Here is a 24,894-nt window from a genome sequence, read left to right as displayed (position 1 = left end):
TTTTTAAATATTTTTAAAACAGCGTAACACCAAAACTCCAGCCAACCCATCCGCTTATGCCTTTGTTATTATCTTTTATGACATTATAACGTTTGGTTCGATCCTGAACAAAAGTTGAAGTATTGTTATCCGGAGCATTTTTATCTCTTTTTTCAGAAGTATAAATATTGAAAGATGGTCCCGCAGATATGGCTAAACCTTTAAAAATACGAAAAGTAAAAGGCGAATCGAATTTAGATAAAGAATTATAACGATCCCAATTTCCTAAATAAAGGTATTGTGAACTAATTTCAGGATTATAAGTAAAGCGTTTTCCTAAAAGGATATTTGTTCCAAAACCTATTCCAAAAGAAGTTAGTTTTTCTTCGTCACTTCGTTCGCTTCTTCCTGCCATCAAAATAGTATAGAGTTTATTATCTCCAGTTTTTACAGCAACATTTATATCGGAAATTTCATTACTGGTAATACTGATTTTTTTGTAACCATCCTTTTTAAAATTCAATAATCCCATACTATAACCTGATGGCGAATCGGTAATATTGATTAATCCAAACTGGAATCCGTCTAATTCTTTAGCATAATTTAAAACTCCTGCTATTTGGGCGCCGCGAACAATTCCGCTTCCTGAATTATAAATACCCGAAATCTGCAATCCGTTTTGAGTACCTTTTACCGTATTATAAATAGCAGACATTTGCATTCCTTTAGAATCCTTTTGTACACTGTTGTAAATACCAGTAAGCTGTAAACCATTTTGCGAGCCTTTTATACTATTATGGATTCCGCTCATTTGAAGTCCGTTTAAATCGCCGAAAACATTGTTATAAATTCCGGCTAATTGAACTCCATTTACAGAACCTCCCACCGTGTTAAATATACCAGCCATTTGCAAGGCATTGGCATTCATTCGGGTAATATTGTAAAGACCAGCCATTTCTAAACCGCGAACTCCGCCCGTATATCCTCCTAATAAGTTTAAAGAGAAACTACTGTTTAATTGTGAATTCATCATCCCGCGCGTGCTCAAACTCGGAATTATGGAAGCTTGTACCGGAACTTCAGAAATAAATCCTCCTAAATTGAGTGATTGGATTTTTTGTTTGGAAGAAATAAAGAAACGTCCAATTCCTGTTCGTTCAACGGCAGAGAAATCACCATCGACATAGTCTGAGTTGGATTTTCTGGAACCCATTTGAATTTTAACTTCTGAGAGAAAAATGGTGGTAATGGTTTTGTAGTTTTCTTTTACAACCGTCAATTCAATGGTTTCAAGTACATTTTTAAGTTTAAGTTCAAAAATCCCATCTTTATCTGTTAAGGTAGACTGCAAGGCATTTTTTTCGTAAACACTCGCGTTTTCAATTCGCTTGTTAGTTTTTACATCCATTATGTAACCGCTTACCACCTGATGATCGCCCACAACATTATTTTTTTCTAATACAAGTGCGAGTTCTAAAGGCGCATAACGCAGAATGATAAATCCTTTTGATTCTTTATATTCGTACTTATTCCCTAGTAACTGGTCTAAAACATCTTTTATCGTAGATTCCTTAGAATGAATGGTAACGGCACTATCTTTTACAACTAATTTGCTGTAATAAGCAAACCTGAAGTTTCCTTTTTGTTCCATTAGATCCAGAATATTACCTAATGGCTTTTTATCTGCATCTATAGACATATTGGTATCTAAGATAGATTGGGCATGAGCGCCAAAAAAAGCACTTGAAATAAGTAAGAATAAAACTTGTACAAAAGTAAATTTTGAATTGGTGGGCATATAAAAAAGGAATTATTCTAATAAAATTTGATTGTTTTTACGTTCAATTTCGATTCTGAAGGTTTCTTGAATTATTTCTAAAACCTGATCTAAGGATTGATCTTTAAATACCGTAGTTAATGGTTTTTCTTTTAAAGAAGGATTTTTAATGATGATATTGACATCGTATATTTCATTAAGTGCCTCAACTAAATCCTGTAATGGTGTTTCATCACAAACTAATTCTTTATTTCGATAATAATTGTACAATCTGCCTTTGCTGGTACTTTTTAATAATTCCGGTTTATGATCAGCAATGACAACTTTTTCGCCATGTCTTAATTCTACCTGATCTTTATTTTTACTCACTTTTACAATTCCGGTTTCAACATCTACGATTGTTTTTCCGTTTTTGTTTTTCACATTAAAAGAAGTTCCTACGACTTGTACTGTAACATCATTAATTGTAATAATAAACGGTTTTGTTTTATCTGGAGAAACATGAAAAAAAGCTTCACCTTTTAAGGTAACAGGACGGGTTTTGCCTTTAAACTTGCTGACATAAGACAAAGACGAATTTTTATTTAAAGTAACCGTTGTACCATCTGGTAAAGTATCATTTAAAGTAGAGTTTGAAGCATATATCTGAATTAATGTGTTTGATTTATTTTCGAAATAAGAATAACCAAGCCATCCTAAAGTACTAATTAAGAGAATAGAAGCTGCAATACGCAGCCAATAGACGGAAGATTTTTTAGGCGTTAATACCTCAACATCTTTATCATGAATGCGGTTCTGCAGCCGTTTCCAGGCCGCATCTTCATCTATGGTTTTATTTTCGGCGGCAATTAAAAGACTGTCTTCCCAAATTTTCTTAAAACCGTTGTAGTAATTCAGGTTTTTTTCATCGGCTTTAAGCCAAAATTCTACTGCTGCATTTTCGTCTGCATCAGTTTCGCCAACTAGATATTTCACTAGTAAATCATCGTTCATATTCATATTGTTTTGGCTCATGATCTTCGGATTAAATGTAATAAGGATAATAGAAACGGAAGATATTCAACCAGTTTTGATCGTAATACTTTAAGGGCTTTGCCCATTTGGTTTTCGACTGTTTTTATCGAGATATTCAATTGATCGGCTATTTGCTGATATTTGAGCTGTTCGAAACGACTCATTTGAAAAATGGTTCGGCATTGCGGAGGCAATTCGCTGATTGCTTTTTGAATATCGTTTTCGAGTTCTGCTGCCACCATTTGGTTTGAGGCATCTTGATTTGAGGATTCCATATTACCTGAATACTGGAGTTGAAATGAGTTTTTTATTTTGAGATGTTTGAGGTGATTGAGACTTTCATTATGAACTGATCTGTAGAGATACGCTTTTAATGAATCGTCAATTTGCAATTGTTCTTTTTTTTCCCAAATCCTAAAAAACACATTTTGTACAATCTCTTCGGCAATACTATCATCTTTCATAAAAGTGTAGGCAAACGCATGAAGGTTTCTAAAATACGTTTTAAAAACCTTTTCAAAAGCTGCTTCGTTTCCGTTCTTTATAGAACTAATAGGATCTATATTACTATACTCCACTATTACGTTTTGACATTCAATCAAAGATATATACTTTTTATATTTAATATTATTTTTTTGATTAATTGTAAGAAGGACTCGGCTGATCGTATATGATATTATGACTGGCCAATAGCTGAATAAATGCATCAATCGTGGTATCGAGATCGAGATCTGTATTCAGGCTAAATTCATAACAGTGAACAATACAGCTGTGATCTGAGAGATATGTAAAAGATAATCCTTTATCTGTTCCTTCGGTAATTACAATTTCATTACCAATGGTTTTTACACAATTATCTTTTCGGCTAAAGTATTCGAATAACTGTTGTTGAAATGTTTGTTGTTTTTCTTGACTTGTTGGCATGATATAGGCAGTTTAAGAGGTTGAGTTGTTTCTTTTTTTAATTTGTTTTTGGCAATAATATCGGGACTGGCAAAAATGTAATACATCTTTTTCCGGAAACCTTTTGCCTTTTTTACATCCCTAATAATATCCTGAAATTCATGTATATTAAGATATAAAGGATTTAGCTTGCTTTTGAGCAAACTCGTAATTCCATAGCACGGTTTTTCTTCTTCATATTGAAAAGAACCAAATAAATGATCCCAAATCATGAAAGTCGCACCAAAGTTTTTATCGAGGTATTTTTCCTGACTTCCGTGATGTACACGATGATTAGACGGCGTTCCGAAATATTTTTCAACAAAAGGATGCAGTTTTCCAATGGCTTCCGTATGCACCCAAAACTGATATAAAACACTCAGCTGATTGGCAATAAAAAATACAGCTGGATGAAAACCGGCAAAAATTAACGGAATAAAAAATACAATTTTTATATACTGAAACCAGCTCTGCCTAAAACTTACCGTAAGATTATATTGTTCTGCAGAATGATGCACGACATGGGTCGCCCAGAAAAATCGGCAGTAATGAGAAATTCGGTGTGTCCAATACGAACTAAAATCATATAATATAAAACACGGAATTAAACTCCACCAGTTAAACTCCATTCGATAAGGAAGAATATTGTAAATTTCGACTACGGCATAAAGCAGTCCCGTTTTCATTATTAAATTAACCGTTAAATTTCCTAGACCTATTAATACAGATCCCAGAGTTTCTTTTTTATCGTATTCCTTTCTTTCTAAAAAATAAAAAACGACAAATTCCAGTACCGTAAAAAACAATACAACGGGCAGCGCATAAACTATTAAATTGGGAGCACTTTTTTCTACTTCATAAATTCTATCCATTGCAATGGGCTTTGCACCAAAAATGGTCAGCTTAATAAACAGGTAATTGATGATTTTTATCATGATGATTTTTTGATTGATTTATGCTTTTTGAATGTTGATTGTAAATAGAGAATGATGCAATTCGACTTTTTGACATATACCATTCTGGAAATGATAATCATTATAATTTCCGTCGGGCAATTCAATACGATACGAGTGATTGTCTGTTTTTTTGATCGTTAAAAATTGCTGAAAACTATCTGAATAAACCTTGTCTTCACTTACAGGTTCTTTACTGTAAAGCAGCATCAGATTATAATTGATATATTGTTGTTTGATTTCTCCCTTTCTATTCTCGTCAGAAGTTTTGTAATTTGAATCTATGAGCTGCGTGGTTTTATTGGCTTTTTCTTTTCCGTTAACATGACGCTTTACGTAGGAGGATATTAATTTTCCGTTTTTAAAATGTGAACCTTCTTCTGTTTTTACATTAATACCAAAAATCAATCGGGTTTTTACTTCCGAAGAAATTTTCAAAAAAACTTCACCATTATTATTGTTTTGATAAAACTGCATTTGCCCAATGACAGCACCATTTCGAAGTACATTATAGTTTACGGTCTTTTCCTGTGCGTAAGAGATAGCTGTAGAAAGAAAAAAGAACATGACAGATTTTACCTGAAGATTTATGGTTTGAAAACTGAAAATCTCATGCAGGGAAACGCATTTTTTAAATAACCAAAATAGTAATGCGGCAGTGATAATTAAAAGTATCATAAGGCAATTGGAGATTAAAAGTTAATAATTGTACTCTTGCTACAGCAGTAATACAACCGAATAACACTTTACCCCTATTTCAAAATGAAATTTTTTTTTCAACTCAAAAAAAGTAATGGATGGAACTGCTCAAAAGCCTCAACAAATGGTTTTGGCATAAATACTTATTTGTTAGCAGTATAATAAATGTACAGATTTTGCAGGATGCTGATTTTTCAGGTATAAATCCATTTAATCGTTTTAAAAAAGTATGCTAGCCATTACTAGTTAGACCGAAATTGCCGTTTTTTATATATTCAATATTTTTTTAATACTTTTTCTTACAATAATAAATTTTTAAGGTTAAAAAAATATCAAAAACTATTTCACAAGACTTTTGAATACCCTAATTCGTATTTTATTACTCCTTACAAAACCCATTATTATTCATTTTTGCACAGTTAATCACTTATCCACTTAACCCAAACCATAGTGATTTTCATACTAACTAATTATTAACCAAAAATGAAAACCAAAAATGACAAATCTAATTAGGATCAAAAAAAGTCCTGATTGCGAATCTGTGTTTAATTTGAAAAAGAAAATGATGATGCTCTGTGTATTATTTTCTCTATCTCAGGTTCATAGCTACGCAATTAGTTCAAAGAGTACAACTAACCTAAAAAATGTACTGGAACAAAAAAACATCAAGGGACAAGTTAATGATGAAAATGGTATGCCGCTGCCGGGAGTTACTATTTTAGAAAAAGGAAGTAAAAATTCTACTTTAACAGATTTTGATGGAAAATTTACTTTAAAAACAGATAATGATAATGCTGTCCTGATAATATCTTATTTAGGCTATACAACCAAAGAGATTACTTTAAAAGGAGAAACTTCAATTACTGTAAAACTCCAAAAAGCAACAACATCACTAGATGAAGTTGTGGTTGTAGGGTATGGTAAAATGAAGAAAAAGGATTTAACGGGGGCAATTGTTCAGATAACACCTGATAAACTGGCGAACCAAAATCCGCAGACTGTTCAGGATATATTAAGAGGTACTCCAGGTTTAAGAGTAGGTTATGACCCATCTGCAAAAGGAGGTGGAAATATCCAAATTCGTGGGCAGACTTCTGTATATACCGGTAATGATCAAAAAACGGGAGGACCTCATAATTCACCGCTTATTATTTTAGACGGAATGCAATTTTATGGTGAGCTATCAGAAATCAATCCTGATGATATTGCCCAGCTTGATATTTTAAAAGATGCATCGGCGGCATCTGTGTATGGATCGAGAGCGGCAGCAGGGGTTATTCTTATTTCAACTAAAAAAGGTAAATCAGGTAAACCTATGATTAGTTTTACTACAAACACAACAATTAGTAATAAGAGCGCCTATCGCGGTGTATATTCTCCAGAGGGATATTTAAAATATCGTGAAGATTGGGAAACTGCCCAAACTTATGGTATCAACACAGCAACCGGACAATACGAAGCATGGATATCAGGAACAGTTGCTAATGGTAAACCAGGGTATTTCTCAAATCCTAATGATTTAGGTAAATGGGGAATCACAGAAGCGCAATGGTTAGCTTATCAGCCAGCTGCCCAAACAAATGGGAAAAGTTCTAAAGAAGTATGGGGAGCACGTTTGGGATTGAATTTTGATCCTTCGCTGATGGCTAATTTCCTTGACGATAAAACACACGATTGGAGTGACAGTTCTTTTAGAACGGGGATTAATCGTGATAATAATTTGAGTATTTCCGGTGCAGGCGAAAGAGTTAATTATTACATGTCTTTTGGTTATTTAACCTCACAAGGAGCAATTGTTGGAAATGATTATAAAGCAGCTCGTTCTAACATGAAAGTTGATGCTAAAATTACAGACTGGCTTGACTTTGGGGCAAACATTAATTTTCAGGATCGTTCAGATGGAGATATTACGCCTTCATTGGGTACAAATGCCGGGGATAATAACATGATGAGAACCAGCCCGTTTGGAACTTTTAGAGATGCAAATGGCAATTATGAAAGACAGCCAATGGGAAAAAATGTCTCTGGACAGAATTATAACTATTATTACGAACGCCAATTTATTGACAAGGAGACAGGATATACAACGTTGAATTCTATTTTTAATACAAAGGTAACTTTACCTTTGGGTATTACGTATTCATTTAACATTGCTCCTCGTTATCAATTTTTCCATGATCGTTATTTCAGGTCAACACAAAATCCAAACTGGCCTGCTGCTACCACAGGAGTAAATAGAAATAATGCCATAAGATTTGATTACAACCTAAATAATACCATAACGTGGGATTATACATTTGCTGAAAAACATCACATCGTTGCAACTTTTGTACAAGAAGCCGAAGAGCGCCGTTATTGGTCAGATGGAATGGATGCTTATAATATTCAGCCTTCAGATGCTTTAGGTTTCCACCTTGTAAATACAGCAACAATGGCAAATAGTGCACTTAGATCAAACGACACCCATGAAACGGCAGATGGATTGATGGCAAGACTTTTCTATTCGTTTGATAATCGTTATATGCTTACAGCGACTATACGCCGAGATGGATATTCAGCATTTGGATCTTCAAATCCTTACGCAGTTTTCCCTTCTTTTGGAGTTGCGTGGAACTTCAAAAATGAAAACTGGTTTCCATTAGATGCGATGAGTACCGGTAAATTGCGTTTGTCTTGGGGTAAAAATGGAAACAGATCGCTTGCAGACCCATACGTTTCTCTAGCAAACTTGGTGAATACCGGAACGATGGGGTATTTAGACCCTTCAGGAAAAGCACTAGAGATTAAATATTTAGCACTTGACCGTTTGGCTAATCCAGATTTGGAATGGGAAAAAACAACCTCAACAAATATTGGTCTTGATTTAGGTTTCTTAAATGATCGTATCACTGCTACTTTAGACCTTTACAGAGCATCTACACATGATATGATTATGAGTCAGTCCTTACTTGGTTTTACTGGTTTTTCATCAATTACAACCAACCTTGGAGAGGTTCAAAATCAAGGTTTTGAATTGAGTATTAACAGTCTTAATATGAAAAAGCCAAACTTTGAATGGCGCACTACCTTTGGAATCTCTTATAACGAAAATAAAATTGTGTCATTATATGGCAATATGGTAGATATTAAAGATGAAAATGGTAATGTTATTGGGAGACAAGAAGGAAATGATTCTGCTAATGGATGGTTTATAGGCAGACCAATTAGTCAGATCTGGGATTACAGAGTAACTGGAATATGGCAAAAAGAGGAATGGAAAGAGGCTCGAAGATATGGACAGCGTCCCGGAGACCCAAAAGTTGCAAACAGCTATACAGCAGATGATGTAGATGCGGTAGATCCAGATGGTACTCCTTATAAAAAAGCGGTTTATAATGAAAAAGACAAGCAGTTTTTAGGTAATTCAAACTCTCCTGTGCAATGGTCAATGCGTAATGATTTTAAAATTTATAAAAATTGGGATTTGGCTATCAGTATGTATTCAAATATGGGAGGTAAATCACTTAGTTCAACTTATATGAACACTTTCAACGATGCCAGTTTATATAAATTCAACTTCAATCCATATGTAAATCCGTATTGGACACTTGACAACCCAACTAATGACTGGGCACGTCTTGATGCAAAAGGCCCTGCAGGAACTCCGGTTGCACCAGGAAGATTGTATGATCGTAGTTTTATTCGTCTGGATAACATTTCGTTAGCTTATACGCTTCCTAGAGATCTTTTAGATCGTGCGCATATTAAAAATATAAAAATTTATGCTTCTGTTCAAAACGTAGCAACATGGTCAGCTTCTAAAGAATGGAAATATTTTGGAGATCCGGAAACAGGAGGATTAGCTACACGACAGTTTAATTTAGGTTTTAATTTCCAACTTTAATAATTATTCAACAATGAAAAGATATATAAAAAATAAAGTTACAAGACTAGTGCCCTTTGTTCTATTGGCCGTATTATCTAGCTCTTGTTCAAAAGATTTTCTCGATTCAGATCCGCTTTCATTTTACGAACCTGGAAATACATTTACTACAGAAGCCGGGTTACAGGCAACTTTAGCGCTGTGCGATAAACAGCTGCGTAATAATTATATTCACTATGGTTTTTCTGGTGTAAGTGTACCTATTGGTACTGAGTATCTTTTCTCGGACATGGCTCAATATGGAAAAACAGACACAGGAAGTAATATTGCTGATTATGCGAATACTATTGTTCCTACCGGAGATTTTCGAAGAGATCCAAGTGGAGAATCTATTTATCTTGGGTTTATGTGGACCGAAGCTTATACTGGTATTAAAAATGCAAATACTGTATTATCGTATATTGGCAGTGTGACAAGTTTATCAGAAGAGGTTAAAAATAAATATATTGGGCAGGCTTATTTTCACCGCTCATACCGTTATCTAAATCTGGTTTATCAATTCGGAGACATTCCTTTGATTACTAAAATTTTGTCAGTTCCAAAGCAAAGTTACTATTCTACTAAAAAGGAAGCCATCATTGAAATGATTACAGCAGATATGGAGAAAGCTGTACAATATGTACCAGAGCAGTCAAAAATAGGATATGTTGGTATGGTTAGCAAAGGAGCATGCCGTCAGTTACTAATTAAATGTTATTTAGCATCCGGAAGATTTGCAGAAGCTGAAGCGCAGGCTAATATTTTAATTGGTCAATCAGGTTATACTTTGGTACAAAACAATTTAGGAATTTTTGATCCGGGAGGAAATCCTACGGCATGGCCAATTACAAGAAACGTAATCTGGGATTTGCACAGACCTGAGAACAAAGTAATTTCTGCTAATACTGAAGCTATCTTGGTTGCACCAAATGGAGGAGCACAATCATTTTTAGCATTTGCTTCGATGAGAATTTTTAGCCCTAACTGGAATGATGCCAATTTGATTACTCCTGATGGTAAAACAGCTGCACCGCGTTTTCCATTGACTGATAAAACGAATTATAACGCAAAATATGATTATCAAAGAGCAATAGGACGTGGTATTGGTACTATTAGTGGTTCTTATTATTCACAACATCCTATGTGGGTTGTAAACAATATTGAAGACAAGCAGGATCTTAGACATAACAGCACAGTTGGAAACTGGGTAAATATGGAAGACCTTAAATATGCTCCCGGGCCAGGGGGAAGTGCAACATGGGCTGGGCAGAATTTTAGAATGAGAGAAGCTGGCAAATTGTTAGCTCAAGATTCTATTCGTGACTGGTTTGATTTTCCGCATTATAAAATCTATTATCATGATGTTGTAGCCGAAGCTAACCCTGCAGCAAATGATTTTCAGGGAGCTACTGCCGGATCAAGCGCTCACATGTACATATATCGTTTAGCTGAAACTTATTTATTACGTGCAGAAGCTCGTTTTTATCAAGGAAATGTTTCCGGAGCAGCTCAGGATGTTAATGTTGTAAGAGCAAGAGCAAAAGCTTCGCAAATGTATTCTACAGTGACTATTGGTGATATTTGTGCAGAAAGAGGAAGAGAACTTTATATGGAAGAATGGAGAAATGTTGAATTAAAACGTATTTCACACTGTTTAGCAATGAGTGGTAAACCAGATGAGTGGGGTCATACTTACAGTTTAACAAATTGGGATAAACAATCTGGAACAGATGCAAGCGGAGGTAGTTATTGGTATCAGCGTATTGTACATTACACCCTTTACAACAAATATCCCGCAGGTATTTCTCTTAAACCGGGTGTAAAGTTTTATACTATGGACAAACGTAATAATTACTGGCCAATTCCATTTAGACTTGCTATAGAGCCTAATCTTAAAGGTGAGTTAAGTCAGAACTTTGGTTATAGTGGTTACAATGCAGGCGTTAAAATCTGGGATAAATGGCAGGATGCTGTTGAAGATGAAAGCAAAATTTAAATCTCTTTATTACCTTAAATTGAGGATTTAGAAAATGATCAATAATAAATAGCTTTATTCAAAAGAAAGCTAAAGCAAAAAGCGAGTTAATATATTTAACTCGCTTTTTTTATTTCGGGGAATCTTGTTTATCTATTTCAATTAACATCAAACTTCTCCAAATCAAATAGATATACAGCCTTTTTTAAAATAGACAATACTAAATCTCAAATTATTTAAACTTTGTCTGCTTTTTTTGCTCTTTTTTTATTGATCCCATTTTTTTAACCTGAAAAAAATGCACAAAATACATATACAAGATTTTTTTGTACCCAATTACGTACTTTATTACTCCCCTTTCGAATTGTTTTTAATCAACTTTACATTGTCAAATTACTAAGTGCGCAACCACCGCAAATGTAATTTGTATGTAAAGCAATGTCTAGACAAATTGCATGACCCATACGTAAATAAAAACATTTTTACTTACGTATACATTGATGCTTATTTTGAGAACTGAAAAGTTTTTTGTTTCTGCAGCCAATGCTATTTAACTATCAATTTTACTAACCATTAAATTAATTATTACTAACCTTTAATTATTTAAAAATGAAAAAATTCCTAAAATTAACAAGTTTCCTATTTATTACAGTATTAGTATTTAATTCCTGCGACAAGGAACAAGAAGTAATTGAGCCGCAAAGCGTTAACAAAGAAGCGCAGGAAAGCAATAACAAAGAAGTTTCTTCAAACACTGCAGCGGCAGACCCTCTTGCTGAAGCATTAGCAGGAAGCGCCGGACCGAGAACGATCACATTGCAAACCAATACGCTATCATGTCCTGGTGGTTTATGTACATCGTATGGTGTTTGGTCAACGGGCGTTTACACGGTTTGGTTCCAAATGAGATTTAACTCTGGATTCTATTGGAGCCGTGGCGGAAAATGCGGATATGGTATCCTAATTGGTGATCAAAATACTGGTGGCGATCCGGGATGGGATGGTAATGGCGGTAGTGCAAGATTTATGTGGTATTGCCCAAATGGATCAAACTCTGCTAAAGGAAGCGGAGCTTATCTTCAGCCTTACGTTTATTACAGAGATCAGCCTGGACAATTTGGTAATGATTTTGGAAAAAAATACTATATACAGGAAAACGTGACATACAACTGTCAAATATCTGTTAAGTTAAATACTGGATCAAGTACAAACGGATACGTAAAATATTATGTAAATGGTACAGAGATTTTAAATCAAACTATTCGCTGGGTGACTAACGATGCCAAACGTAATGTTAATGCAGTAAGTTTACACACATTCCGTGGCGGTAGCCAGGAATATTGGAAAGCTCCTGTAACAAGTTCAATTTATTATCCTAGTGCTTCTTGGGATGCTCTATAATATTTAAATAACTTTAAATAATTTGACCCCAATAAAATAAAAAAGGGTAAGCCTGCAAATTCAAGATTTGCAGGCTTTTTTATGTATAGAACGAAATATCCAAATAAAATAGAGGCTGCTTCACAAATTATGAAACAGCCTCTTATATTTTGTAAAGAGAACTCTAATTCATCCTCTAATTTCTAATATAAATAATTCAGAGCTGTAACATCGTTAGCATTGAAAGCTCCAGTCTCACTTGAAGAGAAACATGCTCTCATGTAAGAAGTTGAGTCATACCCTGTAGGTGTTCCCGGAATATGAATTGCTCCAACACCAGATGCTCCTTCATTTGAATTCTGACCACAACTCTGACGGCTGAAATAGTCTGTATGGCGTAAACCAATACAGTGTCCAATTTCGTGTGCCGCTACGTGTGCATTTACGTTTGTTGAATAAGAATCTAACCCAGAATATAATGTAACTGAATTAAAAGGTGCTCCTCCTGAAGGAAAACCTGCTACTCCACCCGCAGAGCCAGTTTGTCTCCGGACAACGATATTTGCACCTGAAGTACTTGAACTAAAGGTAAGTGTAAAGTTAATAGACAATCCTAAATTGTTATATCTATTTATTGCCGCTTGCAATCCCGCACGCATATTTGTAGACAGAGCTGTTGTACCAGTCCCTGTTAATCCAACAACTTTAATAGTTCTTGGAGCAGATACTAAATTCGTAGTACGGTATTGTTCTGTAGTAATACCACCATGAATATCCATTTTGTTTAATTGTTCTTGTGTCACGATAATGTCACCTTCTATCAGGAACGCGTCCTCAGTGGTGCCATCTAACTTCGTGTTTTTGATGACTTGAACATCTTTGTTATTTAATGCAAGTGCATCTATTTTATTTAACACATCTTGTGTTACTTTAAGAGATTCTTGATTTGATTGACCTGCTTCTTCTTCTTTATTACAGGACAATACGGCTAGCGCTACAAATGACAACGCTAAAATTGATTTAATTTTCTTCATAATAAGTAGTTCTTTTGGTTTTAAACAATTTGATAAATTAGGGGGTTCTTTACAAAATATTAACAATATTTATATCCAAATTTATGTAAATTTTAATCTTAAAATACTTATAAATTGAATATTTAACATTTTTAACACTTTTTGCTGTCTTATTTTTATAAAAATTATTTATAAAAATTATCTTATAATTACGGCAAGCCCAGTAAAATCAATAATTAAATACAAATCAACTTGTTAGACAGAATAATCTTATTTTTAAATTTAATTTTACTTAGAAGGTTTTAAAAAATGATTTTACGCTTTTTGATGCTATTTAAAATTAAAAAAGGTGACAAAAAAGAATTATTCTTACACATTTTGAAGATTGAATGAAATAAAAACTAATAAAATTTTTACAAATATTTTAATAACTTTGAATTACCTGCAACTGATAAATATTTCAAAGAGAAATAATTGAATACTAATTTCATCTTTGCTTTATCTCCATCAAGAAGTAATAAAGATCTGAAATAGTCAATTTTGTACGATTGAAAACAATGTTGCAATTGCCCTAACATTTACAGTAAATGAAGAAACCAATTACTTTTCTCCTTTTTATGATAACAACCATCTGTCTCTCGCAAAATGCTGAAAGATGGAAACAATACATAAAAAAAGAAAACGAAACAAAATTTGAGAAATACTATCTTACATCTTTAGAAAATGCACATCACAACAAATACAAGATTGTAAAAAAATTAGACAGTACTTTTTGTATTGTCGAAAATGAAAGTTTAAAATCTAATAAGTCTTTAAAAAAAATTCTTCCCGTTAATAGTTTATGGAAATTACCCTCCAATTTTTCAAATCATAACGAAGACAAGCAGTATATAATAGCGACTGACACTATCAAAGCATTAATTAGTGATTTGAAATCAAGGAACATTTCTGACATCAAAATACTCAATAACCATCTTGTAATCATAAAAAGTGATTCCAAAAAAATTATGGATGAAGTGATAGCTTTGAATAGTGTATCTTCTATTTCACAGGAATCATTACTGCCAAAAGGCGAATCAAAAATAGTAGATCAAAATTTCAGCATCAATTCTATAAATAAAGCCATTGTTAATTTTCCTCTTTTAACTGGCGAAAATCAAATTGCATCTGTCAAAGATGATTTTTTTGATGCAAATGATATTGATCTGTTAAATAAACACATTCCTTCTTCAACACAATCTGCTGTTGTATCGAGCCATGCTACGGCAATGGCAACTATAATTTCCGGATTAGGAAACAGTTCTGCATTAGGAAAAGGAGTCGCTCAAAAGGCTAAAATACAATCGTCTGACTTTTTAAATATTTATCCTGATGAAGTAACAACTTTACAAGGTGCAACCACTCAAAATCATTCCTACGGTACAGAAATTGAAAATTTTTATGGCTCGCTCGCTAATGCTTATGACGCTCAATTATTCTTAAATACGGATTTAACGCATTGTTTTTCCTCCGGTAATAACGGACTTCAAGGTTATAAATCTATTACCGGTAATTTCAAGCAATCCAAAAATAGTATCGTATTTGGCTGTATTGACCAGAACGAAGTAATTATGCCGTTTTCTTCAAAAGGTCCAGCCTATGACGGCCGAATAAAACCAGAGTTAACAGCTTTTAGCTCACAAGGAACTTCAAATTCTACGGCATTAGCTACAGGAATTATTACGCTTATGAAACAACATTATAAAACTATAAACAATGTTTCTTTGACGAATGACCAGACAAAAGCAATTTTAATTAATAGTGCAAAAGACTTAGGTAACACAGGCCCGGATTTCACCTATGGTTATGGTAATATCAATGCTGATAAAAGTTTAAAAACGATCAGTGAAAACAGAATTATTTCCGGTAATTTAATATCAGGACAAACCAATTCACATACCATAACGCTTCCTACAAATGCAAAAAACTTAAAAATCACATTAGTGTGGAACGATTTACCTGCAGCAATCAATAGTAATATAAGTTTGGTAAACGATTTAGACATAGAAGTTATTTCGGCTGACAACACTACTTTTTTGCCTTGGATTCTTAATCCTGATATTCCTGATCAGCCAGCGGTAAGAGGAAAAGACAAAATTAATAATATAGAGCAAGTAACTGTTGAAAACCCTGCATCAGGATCTTATACTATTAATGTTATTGGCTCATATGTATCGAATGCATCTCAAGAATACAGCATCGCTTATCAATATGAATTGAAAAATCAATTTGAATGGAATTACCCTGTTAAGAATGATAATTTCCCTTATGATGGCAAGACTATTTCCCCTTTCAAGTGGAATTCTTCCTTTTCTGGTATCTCTGCGCAATTGTCTATTAGCTACAATAATGGGCAGACTTGGGAAATTATTGCAAATGATATAAATCTGGATAATGAACAATTTACTTATACACCTGCAGAACAAAAATTTTCAAAAGCAAAATTAAAAATGACCATTGATAATACCGATTATGTCTCTGACAGCTTTACGATTTCTTATGATTTAAATATCAGAAACAGTTTAGTTTGTGATGGCACAACAGAAATTAATTGGGACAAACCTGCTGACGTTGCTTCATTTAATATTTACCAACTGGCAGGAGATCATTTAGAATTTAAAGAGGAGACAACAAACACTGTTTATACTTATACTGATGGAAAAATTTATACCGTTATTCCTGTATTTGACAATAGTGAAGGAATAAAAAGTGAATCAACATTACAGTATGCTCAAAACTCAAATTGTTATTTCGAATTGGCTTTTGCCGAAGTTTATGACGAGAACAACGTAAAGATTAATGCCAGTCTTTTCAGCTTGTTCAATATAAAAAGAATTGAGTTAGTGAAAATAATTAATAATGACGAAAATGTTATTAGCACAATAAATAATATCAATTCAAAAACATTCACTTTTTTAGATGCTACGCCAATAAAAGGCAGCAATAAGTACAAAATAAATATAATTTTAGAAAACAATACTATAGTAAGTTCTCTAATTCTGGATACTAATTATTTAGGTGATAATTTGTTTTTTGTCTATCCCACCCTATTAGCCAAAAATGTAGAATTAAATATTGAGACCCAAAAAGAAGGAAACGCTATTTTCTATTTATACAATATCAGCGGGCAAAATATTATCACTTCCCCATTACTTTCTAAAAACAATAACATCAATCTAAAAAATCCTTCCTCTGGAATTTATCTCTATAAAATAATTACAAGTTTAGGCGAAATTCAGACAGGAAAAATTGAAGTTTTTTAAGCTATCGTTAGATATTTAATTTTTAGGGCAAGGCAAAATTGAGCCATGAAATAGATTTATAAAATAACACATCTTATAAAATTCAGGTATTTTTGTTCTCCCCTATCTCTACTCAAAAAAAATAAAATTTAATTATTGTAAAAAAATAAACATGAATGAACGGCATATAAGAAATAGGCTTTATATTACTCCTGACGAACAGGAAACCATAAAAAACACACCCATATTATTAGGCGGAGCCGGAATTGGAAGTGTTATTGCAGAATGTTTATTAAGATTAGGTTTTGAAACCCTGACCATAATTGATGGAGATATTGTCGAATTATCCAATTTAAACAGACAGAATTATACTGAAAAAAACATCTCACAACCAAAAGTAGAAGCCCTTAAAGAAAGATTACTTTCTATTAACAGCAACGCAAAAATTACGATTTACAATTGTTTTTTAACGCCGGAGAATGTTGAAGAATACATAACAGATTATAAAATTGCTATTAACGCTTTGGATTTTACTTCAGATGTTCCGCTTATGTTTGATTCCATCTGCCAAAAGAAAAAAATACCTGTTTTGCATCCGTATAATTTGGGATGGGGCGCATTGGTATTAGTTATTTCAGATGAAGAAGGACTGGAATCCTTGAGAAAACCAAATGAAAAATTTACCGAAATTAATGTAGTCGATTATGTTTTAGATTATATGAGATTTTGGGAAAAACCTCAGCGATGGCTTGAAGAAATCCTGGAGCAATATAAAAATGAAGGTAAAAATCTTTCTCCTCCACAACTCTCCATTGCATCCTCGCTAGTTGCCGGAATTTGTGCCAATATTGCGTTTGATATCGCTGCAAATAATCCCGTAAAAGTATTTCCGGAGTTTTATTTGACGACGATCAAATAGAAATTTACAAAATCTATTTTCATAGTTTATTTTCTCTAATTTAAAAGATTTTTCTTAAAAGCTGCTTCAAATAATTATTTTGAAGCAGCTTTTTTTATTAAAATTTTGAGTCCCTTTTCCAATTTTCTTTCCACTTTTCAAGTAACTATTGTAAAAAATAAGGCTAAAAAAGCAACCTTTTTGTCAGTCTATTTGGCAATTCTATATCACCTAATGCAAATAATTTTACAATAGCAGAACAATTAGGTCTAATTATAAATCACAAAAAAATGGAATTAACTAACGAACAAAAGGTTTTAGAATCTATTGTAAAAAAAGCATGGAGCGATCCGGTGTTTAAGGACAATTTAATAAAAGGTCCTGTTGAGACAATAGAAAATTTCTTAGGACATCCAATCCATTTACCAGAAGGTAAAACGATAGCCTTTGTAGATCAGTCCAATTCTTCAACAATCTTTATCAATATTCCTGCCGAACCGGACTTTGAGGATATGGAATTGAATGAAGAACAATTGGATATAATTTCAGGTGGAGCTGAGCCAGATCATACACCGCCTATCATTGTGAGTGCTAGTAATTATTCTCCAGGTATTTTTGGTTAAAAACAAATACCGCAGGATAGTTAACGTGAAATAAAAACGTGTGTGCTCATTATGAACATATGCGTTTTTTAATTTAAAACTACTATTGTGAAAATCTTGTTTACATATTTATTGTTTTTTTTATTTCTGATAAACGGAACAGGTTTAGATGCACAATCAAAAGTGTCATCTAAACGTGACTTGGAAAATATTCCTGAAAATAAACAAACTGCTGATAGTTTATTAAACGTGGGAGAAAAATGCCAGAATGCCGGAAAATTTTTAGAGGCAATGTCTTTGTTCGAAAAAGGTTTAAAGATTTATCAAAAATCTAACAATCAAAAAGGTATTGGAGACAGTTATAATAAAATAGCAACAAACTACTATTATCAGGGAGATTATTTAAAAGCCCTTTCTTACTTCACAAAATGCAAGAAAACTTATGAAAAAGCCAATTTTCATAAAGGAGTTGCCGCAGCATTAAATAATATGGGAGCAGTTTATTATTATTTAGGCAACTATCCCAAAGCACTGGACTTTTACACTCAAGTCATTAAAATTCAAACAAAAATAGGCGATAAAAAAGTCATTGCCGCCGCTACACAAAACATTGGAGGAATTTATGTTGACATTAGAGATTATTCTAATGCGATGGTTTATTCTCAAAAAGCCAATGCCATTTATCGAGAATTAAAAGATTCCATAGGGATTTCTCATAACCTAAATGGAGCAGGCAAAATTTACATGATGCAAAAAGAATATGCAAAAGCAAATGAATTTTTCAATCAGGCTTTGGCTATTGCAAATAAAATAGACGACAAGCAAAAAACAATAGAAGTACTTTATAATTTGGGAGAACTTTTTAATACTCAGGGTGATCTTACCAAATCCCTATCCTATTATAATCTTTGTTTAGCCTCTTCCCAAAAAATAAACAGTTTACAATATATAAGCATTACACAAGTAGCAATTGGCAGCATATTAAACAAACTTGGCAAGAGTGATAAAGCACTTAAAAAATGTAAAACAGGACTGGATATTGCAGAAAGTCTTGGAGCATTATCCGTAAAAAAAGATGCCTGCAAATGCCTTTACGAAACTTATAAAGCAAGAGGCAACAATAATCTGGCACTTCATTACTACGAAAAGTCAAATGATTATAAAGATAGTTTACAATCTGAAGAAACTTCGAATAAAGTATTGAATATGGAGTTTCAAAAAGCAATGTTGATTGACAGTATTGCCTATGTTACAAAAGTGCATAAAATTGATCTTAAACATAAAGAAGAAGTTCAAAAGAAAGAAAAACAACGAAACTTAATCATTATCTCTCTTGGCTTTATCCTATTGATTACGATCGCTTTATGGAACAGATTAAATTATGTTAGAAGATCCAGAAAAGAATTAACGATAGAAAAAGACCGTTCAGAAAAATTACTGCTCAACATTCTGCCAGAAGAAATAGCCGAAGAACTAAAAGAAAAGGGCTTTGTAAATGCCCGCGATTTTAATCTGGTTTCTATTCTATTTACTGATTTTAAATCTTTTACACAGACTGCAGAAAAAATGACGCCGCAAAATCTTGTTGAAGAAATAAATGTGTGCTTTAAAGCATTTGACTTTATCTCTGATAAGTACAATATCGAAAAAATCAAAACCATTGGAGATTCTTACATGGCTGCGGGCGGTATTCCTAATCCAGATAAAAATTCATTAAAAAACATTGTTTCTGCCGCATTAGAAATGCAGGAATTTATGATTCAAAGAAAAATAATCAATATAGCGGCAGATGTGCCGGCTTTTGAAATGCGTTTGGGTATTCACGCCGGACCTATTGTAGCGGGAATCGTGGGAGTAAAAAAGTTTCAATACGATGTTTGGGGCGATACGGTGAATACAGCAAGCCGAATTGAAAGCAACGGAATGGTAGAAAAAGTGAACATAAGCGAATCGCTATATAATTTAATTAAGGACGAAGAATCTTTTGTGTTTGAATACCGCGGTAAAATTTATGCAAAAGGCAAAGGAGAGATCAAAATGTATTTTGTCGAGAAAAGCGCTATTTCACTGGTAAATACCCCTATAGTATTAGATCACAGTTATATATAAACAATGTTTTGTCAGTTTTTTTGGCATTTTTATAATATTTTGAAGGACTAATTTTACATTATACAAAAGGAAATAAATCATGGAACAGAAAAAAGAAGAAGAGGTTTTACGATTGGTAATTTCTAAAGCCTGGGAAGATGCTAATTTTAGAAAAAGCTTAATTGCAGATCCTATAAAAGCAATCGAAAATCTAACCGGAGCTAAAATTGTATTACCCGAAGGAAAAACACTTGTAGTAAACGATCAAACAGATAAGTCTAAAGTTTACATGAATATTCCAAGTGAACCCAACATAGAAGATATTCAACTATCAGAAGAACAATTAGAGATTATTGCCGGAGGCGGACAAACAGTATGGATTGATTTAGTCAATAATTTATTTCCTGCCTTAAAAGATTACATCATAGTTTAAAATAAAAGGGCAAATTAAATAGTAACCCTGTTTAATTTCTAAACCAGCCCTCTTACATACTTTAAATCAACGATTACTATTAATCAACTTTAAAAATTTATTATCATGGAATTTACACAAGAACAAAAATTGTACGCACAGATCGTACAAAGAGCATGGGAAGATGCAGAATTTAAAAAAGAATTAGTGCAAAACCCATTAGCTGCAATTGAAAAAGTAATTGGTAAAAAAATGACTTTACCAGAAGGAAAAACATTAGTAGTAAGAGATCAGACTGATGATTCTACAATTTACATTAATCTGCCTGCTAAAGCAAATTTAGATGATGTAGAATTAAGTGAAAAAGAATTAGAAATTGTTGCCGGAGGTTATACAACTCCTGCTGAACTAGCAATAGAATATATCGGTATTCCACTTGCTAAATGGTTGTTAAGCTAACAAAACACTAACCTATATAAACTTAAGTATCATGGAATTAACTCAAGAACAAAAGATTTACGCAGATATTGTGCAAAAAGCATGGGAAGACGCTGCCTTTAAAAATGAATTGGTATCAAACCCGGTAGCTGCAATCGAAAAATTTACTGGTAAAAAATTGAATCTGCCTGCAGGTAAAACATTAGTAGTAAAAGACCAAACCAGCGACTCTACTATTTATATCAACATTCCTGTTTCGACAAAATATGCAGATACAGAATTAACTGATGATCAACTAGAAGCTGCTGCTGGCGGTGTTATTGAAGGAGGATGTTTCCCACCGGATTTTCCAGGTGGAATATGGCACCCAACTCCAACATTCCCAAAAGATATTCTTCTTTTCTAAATAAATTAACCAATCTAAAATATTATATCATGGAATTCACACAAGAACAAAAGCTTTATGCAGAGCTAGTACAAAAAGCATGGGAAAATGCTGATTTTAAAAAAGAATTAATTGCTAATCCTGTTGCTGCAATTGAAAAATTTGCAGGAAAAAAATTGGATTTACCTGCTGGTAAAACAATTGTGGTGAGAGATCAAACAGATGATTCTGTTATTTACATCAACATTCCGGCTGCGGTAAAACAATCAGCAGATGCACAATTAAGTGAAGAACAGTTAGAGTCTGTTGCTGGTGGTATCGCTATATGGCCTCCAATTGGAATAATACCACCTTGGTTTCCTTCACCAACTTTTCCAACTATTCCAATCGAAACAATCTAATCAACCCACTATTCTATTAACAATATAAAAAATATAAAGATGAAATATACTAAAGAACATCAGGAAAAAGGAGCAGAATTAATGAAAGGTCTTGTAGAAAAAGCATGGGAAAGTGCAGCTTTTAAAGACCAATTAGTAAAAAATCCTCTAGCAACAATTCAGGAGTTTACAAACAAAAGCTTTGTATTGCCAGAAAATCAAAACATTGTAGTTGAAGATCAAACCAACGAATCTGTAATTTATTTTAATATTCCTGCAGAGCCAAACCTGGACGGTTTAGAATTAACTGAAGAGCAGTTAGAATTAGTTGCAGGCGGACTTACACCAGCAGTTGTCATAGGACTTTATGCATTAGGTGTAGCAGCATTTGCAGCAGGAGTACAACTTTATAATCAATAATTTAAAATCTTACAGACATGAAAATTTCACAAGACGCTCAAATACAAGGACAAGAATTATTAAAAACTCTAGTCGAAAAAGCATGGCAAAGCCCTGACTTTAAAAATCAATTATTAACTAACCCTCAAGCAGCTATTGAAGCGGTTACTGGTAAAAAATCATCAAGCAACAAAAGAGTTGTAGTTGAAGATCAAAGCAGTGATTCAATCATTTACTTCAATATTCCGGCTGAACCAAAATTAGACGAGTTAGAATTATCTTCTGAGCAATTAGAAATCGTTGCAGGTGGTCTTACTCCTTTAACTTTAGTTGTTGTGGTTGGTACTGTAGCCGGCGGCTTTGGAGCTGCAGCTTTATGGGATTACCTTCATTAAGAAATGAAAAATAAAATAATAAAATAAAAACCCTTGAACAATTCGAAGTTTATTAAAATTTTGAAATAAGATTCAAGGGTTTTCTCTAAAATTTAAAAAGATGGAAAAGCACGGACAAATATCATTATTCGCAGGGATCTTTTTAGTAATTTCCGGATCAGTATTAGTAAGCTTTAAATATAATTTTCTGGGAACAGCCAGTTTTATTTTGGCCATTATCGTACTGTTTTACAGCGTAGTTCAGCTAAACAAGAATAAGAAATCGTAAACTATTCGATCAATATAAAATACACCCTGTGTGCAAGCGAAGGGTGTTTTTAATTTTTAAAACATTCTCCAGTTTTGTAGTAAATAAAAAACAGCATTACATCTTTTATCATTCAGCATTCTTTTCACACTAAAGCCTTAGAAAATGAATAATCAATCAACCCCATTTATTAGCAAAAGTTTTGAAACAATTCCTTTTGTCGAAATCATTCTTCCTTATACAGAATCTTTTCTGGAGGGCTTAAAATTAGAATTACCAGATAATGCCAAAGAAAAACTGCATTTGGAACTGGTAAAAGAGCTGAGTACTTTCTCTGAAATTGTTTTACAGCAGTCATTAGACTCTTTCGTTCTCGAAGGTAATACAGAGATAGAAATTTTTACAGCAAAAATGAATCAATCGTTAGTTGCAGATTTTCCGGTTTTAGATCATATGATGAAACAAAAAGCAGCCAATTTTTCTCGTCATATTTCCAAAATCACAGACCGTTTTCATAACGATTACGAAAAGATAAAAGCTGTATTTAAACTAGGTGAAGTACAAATTACAGATATTGACGCAAGTCTTGGTGACGGTCATAACGGCGAAGGAACTGCTTTGATTCATTTATCAAATGAAACCAAACTGATCTACAAACCCAGAAATATCAATTTGACCAATTCTTATAATGTACTAATCAACTGGATCAATCAAAAATTAAAATTAGATTTAAAAACATTTCAGGCACTTGATTGCGGTGAATATGGATGGCTGGAATTTGTAAATAACGAAGAAATAAGTTCTGAAAATGATTTAGAAGAATATTATCATAAAGCAGGAGCTTTACTTGCCACAGCCTATCTTTTGGGAAGCAAAGACTGCCATCGTGAAAATGTTATTGCATCTGGAAAAAATCCCGTTATTATAGACCACGAAACCATTATTCAGCCCTTTTTATCAAATGGCCTGATTAATAATTCCTGGGATGACCAATGTAAAATACCTAATTTATCGGTTTTGGAAAACGCACTGATTGTAAATGACGATACTGGTGTTCCCGTACATTTTGCAGGTTATGGCGTTCGCAATAACTTACAGGTAACAGAACTGGAAAAAAGAATCGTTAACCCAAATACCATAAATTCTAAAAGGGTAACGCGCTTTTTATTCACACAAATTGCAGAAAATAATATTCCGAAATTTAAGAACCATTATATATTTCCAACCAATTACAGCAATAGTTTTCTTGAAGGATTCTCTGTAGTGTATGACTTGTTTTCGAATAATAAAGAAGAATTAAAATCTCTTAATTCACCAATTGAAGTGTTTAAAAATCAAGAAGTAAGATATGTTTGGCGACCTACTTTTATATATTTTAAAATATTAAAATTTATGCGTACCGCCGCTCTTATGTCTAGTTTTGAAGTTTATAATGCAAAATTAGCAGAGTTATTGTCTAAAGCTTATTTGGGACAAAATATGGAAACGTACAAATTTATATTTGATTTTGAATTACAACAAATGCTTAACGGAGACATTCCGATATTTAGCCTAAATAGTCTGGACAATGTACTTGATTGTAATGCATCTTCAAAAATATTCGAATTCAATTGTATTGAAAATATAAACAGAAGAATTGATGCCATTTCTCCTGAACATAAAAAAGAACAATTGGAATTTATTAATCGCTGGATTAATATCAAAAGAAATTAAAGGAATAATATAGCCGTAAAACA

The 24,894-nt window shown here is 33.2% G+C and carries 22 protein-coding genes; 15 read left to right on the top strand and 7 right to left on the bottom strand.

Going from position 1 to position 24,894, the window contains the following annotated elements; genetic code table 11:
• Nucleotides 1-13: 13 nt before the first annotated feature.
• The 6 genes from B3C18_RS19070 to B3C18_RS19045 are packed head-to-tail and all read right to left on the bottom strand — an operon-like array spanning nucleotide 14 to nucleotide 5,343.
• Nucleotides 14-1,777 (bottom strand): hypothetical protein, encoded by a 1,764-nt coding sequence (locus tag B3C18_RS19070; RefSeq protein ID WP_291150266.1) that lies wholly within the window; start codon nucleotides 1,775-1,777, stop codon nucleotides 14-16.
• Nucleotides 1,778-1,789: 12 nt separating this feature from the next.
• The gene (locus B3C18_RS19065) at nucleotides 1,790-2,770 is read right to left on the bottom strand and encodes a FecR family protein (protein WP_291150264.1); all 981 of its coding nucleotides are present in this window, start codon (nucleotides 2,768-2,770) and stop codon (nucleotides 1,790-1,792) included.
• The gene (locus tag B3C18_RS19060; protein ID WP_291150261.1) at nucleotides 2,767-3,372 is read right to left on the bottom strand and encodes an RNA polymerase sigma-70 factor; all 606 of its coding nucleotides are present in this window, start codon (nucleotides 3,370-3,372) and stop codon (nucleotides 2,767-2,769) included. Before B3C18_RS19060 ends, B3C18_RS19065 begins: the two co-directional genes overlap by 4 nt.
• A 37-nt stretch (nucleotides 3,373-3,409) precedes the next feature.
• Nucleotides 3,410-3,694, bottom strand: coding sequence for a hypothetical protein (locus B3C18_RS19055; RefSeq protein ID WP_291150259.1), 285 nt, complete (start codon nucleotides 3,692-3,694; stop codon nucleotides 3,410-3,412).
• Nucleotides 3,616-4,647, bottom strand: coding sequence for a sterol desaturase family protein (locus B3C18_RS19050; RefSeq protein ID WP_291150256.1), 1,032 nt, complete (start codon nucleotides 4,645-4,647; stop codon nucleotides 3,616-3,618). Before B3C18_RS19050 ends, B3C18_RS19055 begins: the two co-directional genes overlap by 79 nt.
• A gap of 18 nt (nucleotides 4,648-4,665) precedes the next feature.
• A complete protein-coding gene (locus tag B3C18_RS19045) occupies nucleotides 4,666-5,343 on the bottom strand; it encodes a DUF6134 family protein (protein WP_291150254.1) in 678 nt (225 codons plus the stop codon).
• 517 nt (nucleotides 5,344-5,860) lie between these two features.
• On the opposite strand from B3C18_RS19045, the gene B3C18_RS19040 reads away from it, so the two are divergent.
• The 3 genes from B3C18_RS19040 to B3C18_RS19030 all read left to right on the top strand — a co-directional run bounded on the left by B3C18_RS19040 (nucleotide 5,861) and on the right by B3C18_RS19030 (nucleotide 12,641).
• Nucleotides 5,861-9,247, top strand: coding sequence for a SusC/RagA family TonB-linked outer membrane protein (locus B3C18_RS19040; protein ID WP_291150252.1), 3,387 nt, complete (start codon nucleotides 5,861-5,863; stop codon nucleotides 9,245-9,247).
• Between the two features lie 13 nt (nucleotides 9,248-9,260).
• Nucleotides 9,261-11,261: a RagB/SusD family nutrient uptake outer membrane protein gene (locus B3C18_RS19035; protein WP_291150250.1), complete on the top strand. Its 2,001-nt coding sequence runs from the start codon at nucleotides 9,261-9,263 to the stop codon at nucleotides 11,259-11,261.
• 588 nt (nucleotides 11,262-11,849) lie between these two features.
• On the top strand, nucleotides 11,850-12,641 hold the full coding sequence (locus B3C18_RS19030; protein ID WP_291150248.1) for a polysaccharide lyase: 792 nt from the start codon (nucleotides 11,850-11,852) through the stop codon (nucleotides 12,639-12,641).
• A 182-nt stretch (nucleotides 12,642-12,823) separates the two neighbouring features.
• On the opposite strand, the gene B3C18_RS19025 is transcribed toward B3C18_RS19030, so the two are convergent.
• Nucleotides 12,824-13,654, bottom strand: a complete 831-nt coding sequence (locus B3C18_RS19025) for a M57 family metalloprotease (RefSeq protein ID WP_414655356.1) — start codon at nucleotides 13,652-13,654, stop codon at nucleotides 12,824-12,826.
• 566 nt (nucleotides 13,655-14,220) lie between these two features.
• On the opposite strand from B3C18_RS19025, the gene B3C18_RS19020 reads away from it, so the two are divergent.
• The 12 genes from B3C18_RS19020 to B3C18_RS18965 all read left to right on the top strand — a co-directional run bounded on the left by B3C18_RS19020 (nucleotide 14,221) and on the right by B3C18_RS18965 (nucleotide 24,871).
• Nucleotides 14,221-16,935, top strand: a complete 2,715-nt coding sequence (locus tag B3C18_RS19020) for a S8 family serine peptidase (protein WP_291150244.1) — start codon at nucleotides 14,221-14,223, stop codon at nucleotides 16,933-16,935.
• A 151-nt stretch (nucleotides 16,936-17,086) separates the two neighbouring features.
• A complete protein-coding gene (locus tag B3C18_RS19015; RefSeq protein ID WP_291150242.1) occupies nucleotides 17,087-17,833 on the top strand; it encodes a ThiF family adenylyltransferase in 747 nt (248 codons plus the stop codon).
• A gap of 269 nt (nucleotides 17,834-18,102) precedes the next feature.
• Nucleotides 18,103-18,435 carry a hypothetical protein gene (locus B3C18_RS19010; RefSeq protein WP_291150240.1) on the top strand — a complete coding sequence of 111 codons (333 nt, stop codon included), beginning with the start codon at nucleotides 18,103-18,105 and terminating at the stop codon, nucleotides 18,433-18,435.
• 87 nt (nucleotides 18,436-18,522) lie between these two features.
• Nucleotides 18,523-20,523, top strand: a complete 2,001-nt coding sequence (locus tag B3C18_RS19005; protein WP_291150239.1) for an adenylate/guanylate cyclase domain-containing protein — start codon at nucleotides 18,523-18,525, stop codon at nucleotides 20,521-20,523.
• A gap of 79 nt (nucleotides 20,524-20,602) precedes the next feature.
• Nucleotides 20,603-20,935, top strand: coding sequence for an NHLP leader peptide family RiPP precursor (locus B3C18_RS19000; protein WP_291150237.1), 333 nt, complete (start codon nucleotides 20,603-20,605; stop codon nucleotides 20,933-20,935).
• Between the two features lie 105 nt (nucleotides 20,936-21,040).
• The gene (locus B3C18_RS18995; protein ID WP_291150236.1) at nucleotides 21,041-21,373 is read left to right on the top strand and encodes an NHLP leader peptide family RiPP precursor; all 333 of its coding nucleotides are present in this window, start codon (nucleotides 21,041-21,043) and stop codon (nucleotides 21,371-21,373) included.
• A 31-nt stretch (nucleotides 21,374-21,404) separates the two neighbouring features.
• Nucleotides 21,405-21,758, top strand: coding sequence for an NHLP leader peptide family RiPP precursor (locus B3C18_RS18990; RefSeq protein WP_291150233.1), 354 nt, complete (start codon nucleotides 21,405-21,407; stop codon nucleotides 21,756-21,758).
• A 29-nt stretch (nucleotides 21,759-21,787) separates the two neighbouring features.
• Nucleotides 21,788-22,138, top strand: a complete 351-nt coding sequence (locus tag B3C18_RS18985; RefSeq protein ID WP_053470702.1) for an NHLP leader peptide family RiPP precursor — start codon at nucleotides 21,788-21,790, stop codon at nucleotides 22,136-22,138.
• Nucleotides 22,139-22,177: 39 nt separating this feature from the next.
• Nucleotides 22,178-22,537 carry a class IIb bacteriocin, lactobin A/cerein 7B family gene (locus B3C18_RS18980; protein ID WP_291150231.1) on the top strand — a complete coding sequence of 120 codons (360 nt, stop codon included), beginning with the start codon at nucleotides 22,178-22,180 and terminating at the stop codon, nucleotides 22,535-22,537.
• 17 nt (nucleotides 22,538-22,554) lie between these two features.
• A complete protein-coding gene (locus B3C18_RS18975; protein WP_053470700.1) occupies nucleotides 22,555-22,911 on the top strand; it encodes an NHLP leader peptide family RiPP precursor in 357 nt (118 codons plus the stop codon).
• Nucleotides 22,912-23,011: 100 nt separating this feature from the next.
• On the top strand, nucleotides 23,012-23,179 hold the full coding sequence (locus B3C18_RS18970; protein ID WP_291150228.1) for a hypothetical protein: 168 nt from the start codon (nucleotides 23,012-23,014) through the stop codon (nucleotides 23,177-23,179).
• Nucleotides 23,180-23,323: 144 nt separating this feature from the next.
• Entirely contained in the window at nucleotides 23,324-24,871 is a 1,548-nt protein-coding gene (locus B3C18_RS18965; RefSeq protein ID WP_291150226.1) for a type 2 lanthipeptide synthetase LanM, read from the top strand.
• The last annotated feature ends 23 nt before the right edge of the window (nucleotides 24,872-24,894 follow it).

It is taken from the genome of Flavobacterium sp. UBA7680, assembly GCF_002482975.1.
Lineage (GTDB): Bacteria > Bacteroidota > Bacteroidia > Flavobacteriales > Flavobacteriaceae > Flavobacterium.
Note: the sequence above shows the minus strand (reverse complement) of the source record. Positions and strands in the feature narration are given on the sequence as shown.

What these genes read in the sequence shown, in the direction of transcription:
- B3C18_RS19015 (WP_291150242.1), top strand. Translation starts at nt 17,087, where the DNA reads ATGAATGAACGGCATATAAGAAATAGGCTTTATATTACTCCTGACGAA.
- B3C18_RS18965 (WP_291150226.1), top strand. Translation starts at nt 23,324, where the DNA reads ATGAATAATCAATCAACCCCATTTATTAGCAAAAGTTTTGAAACAATT.
- B3C18_RS19040 (WP_291150252.1), top strand. Translation starts at nt 5,861, where the DNA reads ATGACAAATCTAATTAGGATCAAAAAAAGTCCTGATTGCGAATCTGTG.
- B3C18_RS18970 (WP_291150228.1), top strand. Translation starts at nt 23,012, where the DNA reads ATGGAAAAGCACGGACAAATATCATTATTCGCAGGGATCTTTTTAGTA.
- B3C18_RS19030 (WP_291150248.1), top strand. Translation starts at nt 11,850, where the DNA reads ATGAAAAAATTCCTAAAATTAACAAGTTTCCTATTTATTACAGTATTA.
- B3C18_RS18990 (WP_291150233.1), top strand. Translation starts at nt 21,405, where the DNA reads ATGGAATTAACTCAAGAACAAAAGATTTACGCAGATATTGTGCAAAAA.
- B3C18_RS19055 (WP_291150259.1), bottom strand. Translation starts at nt 3,694, where the DNA reads ATGCCAACAAGTCAAGAAAAACAACAAACATTTCAACAACAGTTATTC.
- B3C18_RS18975 (WP_053470700.1), top strand. Translation starts at nt 22,555, where the DNA reads ATGAAAATTTCACAAGACGCTCAAATACAAGGACAAGAATTATTAAAA.
- B3C18_RS18985 (WP_053470702.1), top strand. Translation starts at nt 21,788, where the DNA reads ATGGAATTCACACAAGAACAAAAGCTTTATGCAGAGCTAGTACAAAAA.
- B3C18_RS19025 (WP_414655356.1), bottom strand. Translation starts at nt 13,654, where the DNA reads ATGAAGAAAATTAAATCAATTTTAGCGTTGTCATTTGTAGCGCTAGCC.
- B3C18_RS19050 (WP_291150256.1), bottom strand. Translation starts at nt 4,647, where the DNA reads ATGATAAAAATCATCAATTACCTGTTTATTAAGCTGACCATTTTTGGT.
- B3C18_RS18980 (WP_291150231.1), top strand. Translation starts at nt 22,178, where the DNA reads ATGAAATATACTAAAGAACATCAGGAAAAAGGAGCAGAATTAATGAAA.
- B3C18_RS19065 (WP_291150264.1), bottom strand. Translation starts at nt 2,770, where the DNA reads ATGAGCCAAAACAATATGAATATGAACGATGATTTACTAGTGAAATAT.
- B3C18_RS19070 (WP_291150266.1), bottom strand. Translation starts at nt 1,777, where the DNA reads ATGCCCACCAATTCAAAATTTACTTTTGTACAAGTTTTATTCTTACTT.
- B3C18_RS19045 (WP_291150254.1), bottom strand. Translation starts at nt 5,343, where the DNA reads ATGATACTTTTAATTATCACTGCCGCATTACTATTTTGGTTATTTAAA.
- B3C18_RS19020 (WP_291150244.1), top strand. Translation starts at nt 14,221, where the DNA reads ATGAAGAAACCAATTACTTTTCTCCTTTTTATGATAACAACCATCTGT.
- B3C18_RS19010 (WP_291150240.1), top strand. Translation starts at nt 18,103, where the DNA reads ATGGAATTAACTAACGAACAAAAGGTTTTAGAATCTATTGTAAAAAAA.
- B3C18_RS18995 (WP_291150236.1), top strand. Translation starts at nt 21,041, where the DNA reads ATGGAATTTACACAAGAACAAAAATTGTACGCACAGATCGTACAAAGA.
- B3C18_RS19000 (WP_291150237.1), top strand. Translation starts at nt 20,603, where the DNA reads ATGGAACAGAAAAAAGAAGAAGAGGTTTTACGATTGGTAATTTCTAAA.
- B3C18_RS19035 (WP_291150250.1), top strand. Translation starts at nt 9,261, where the DNA reads ATGAAAAGATATATAAAAAATAAAGTTACAAGACTAGTGCCCTTTGTT.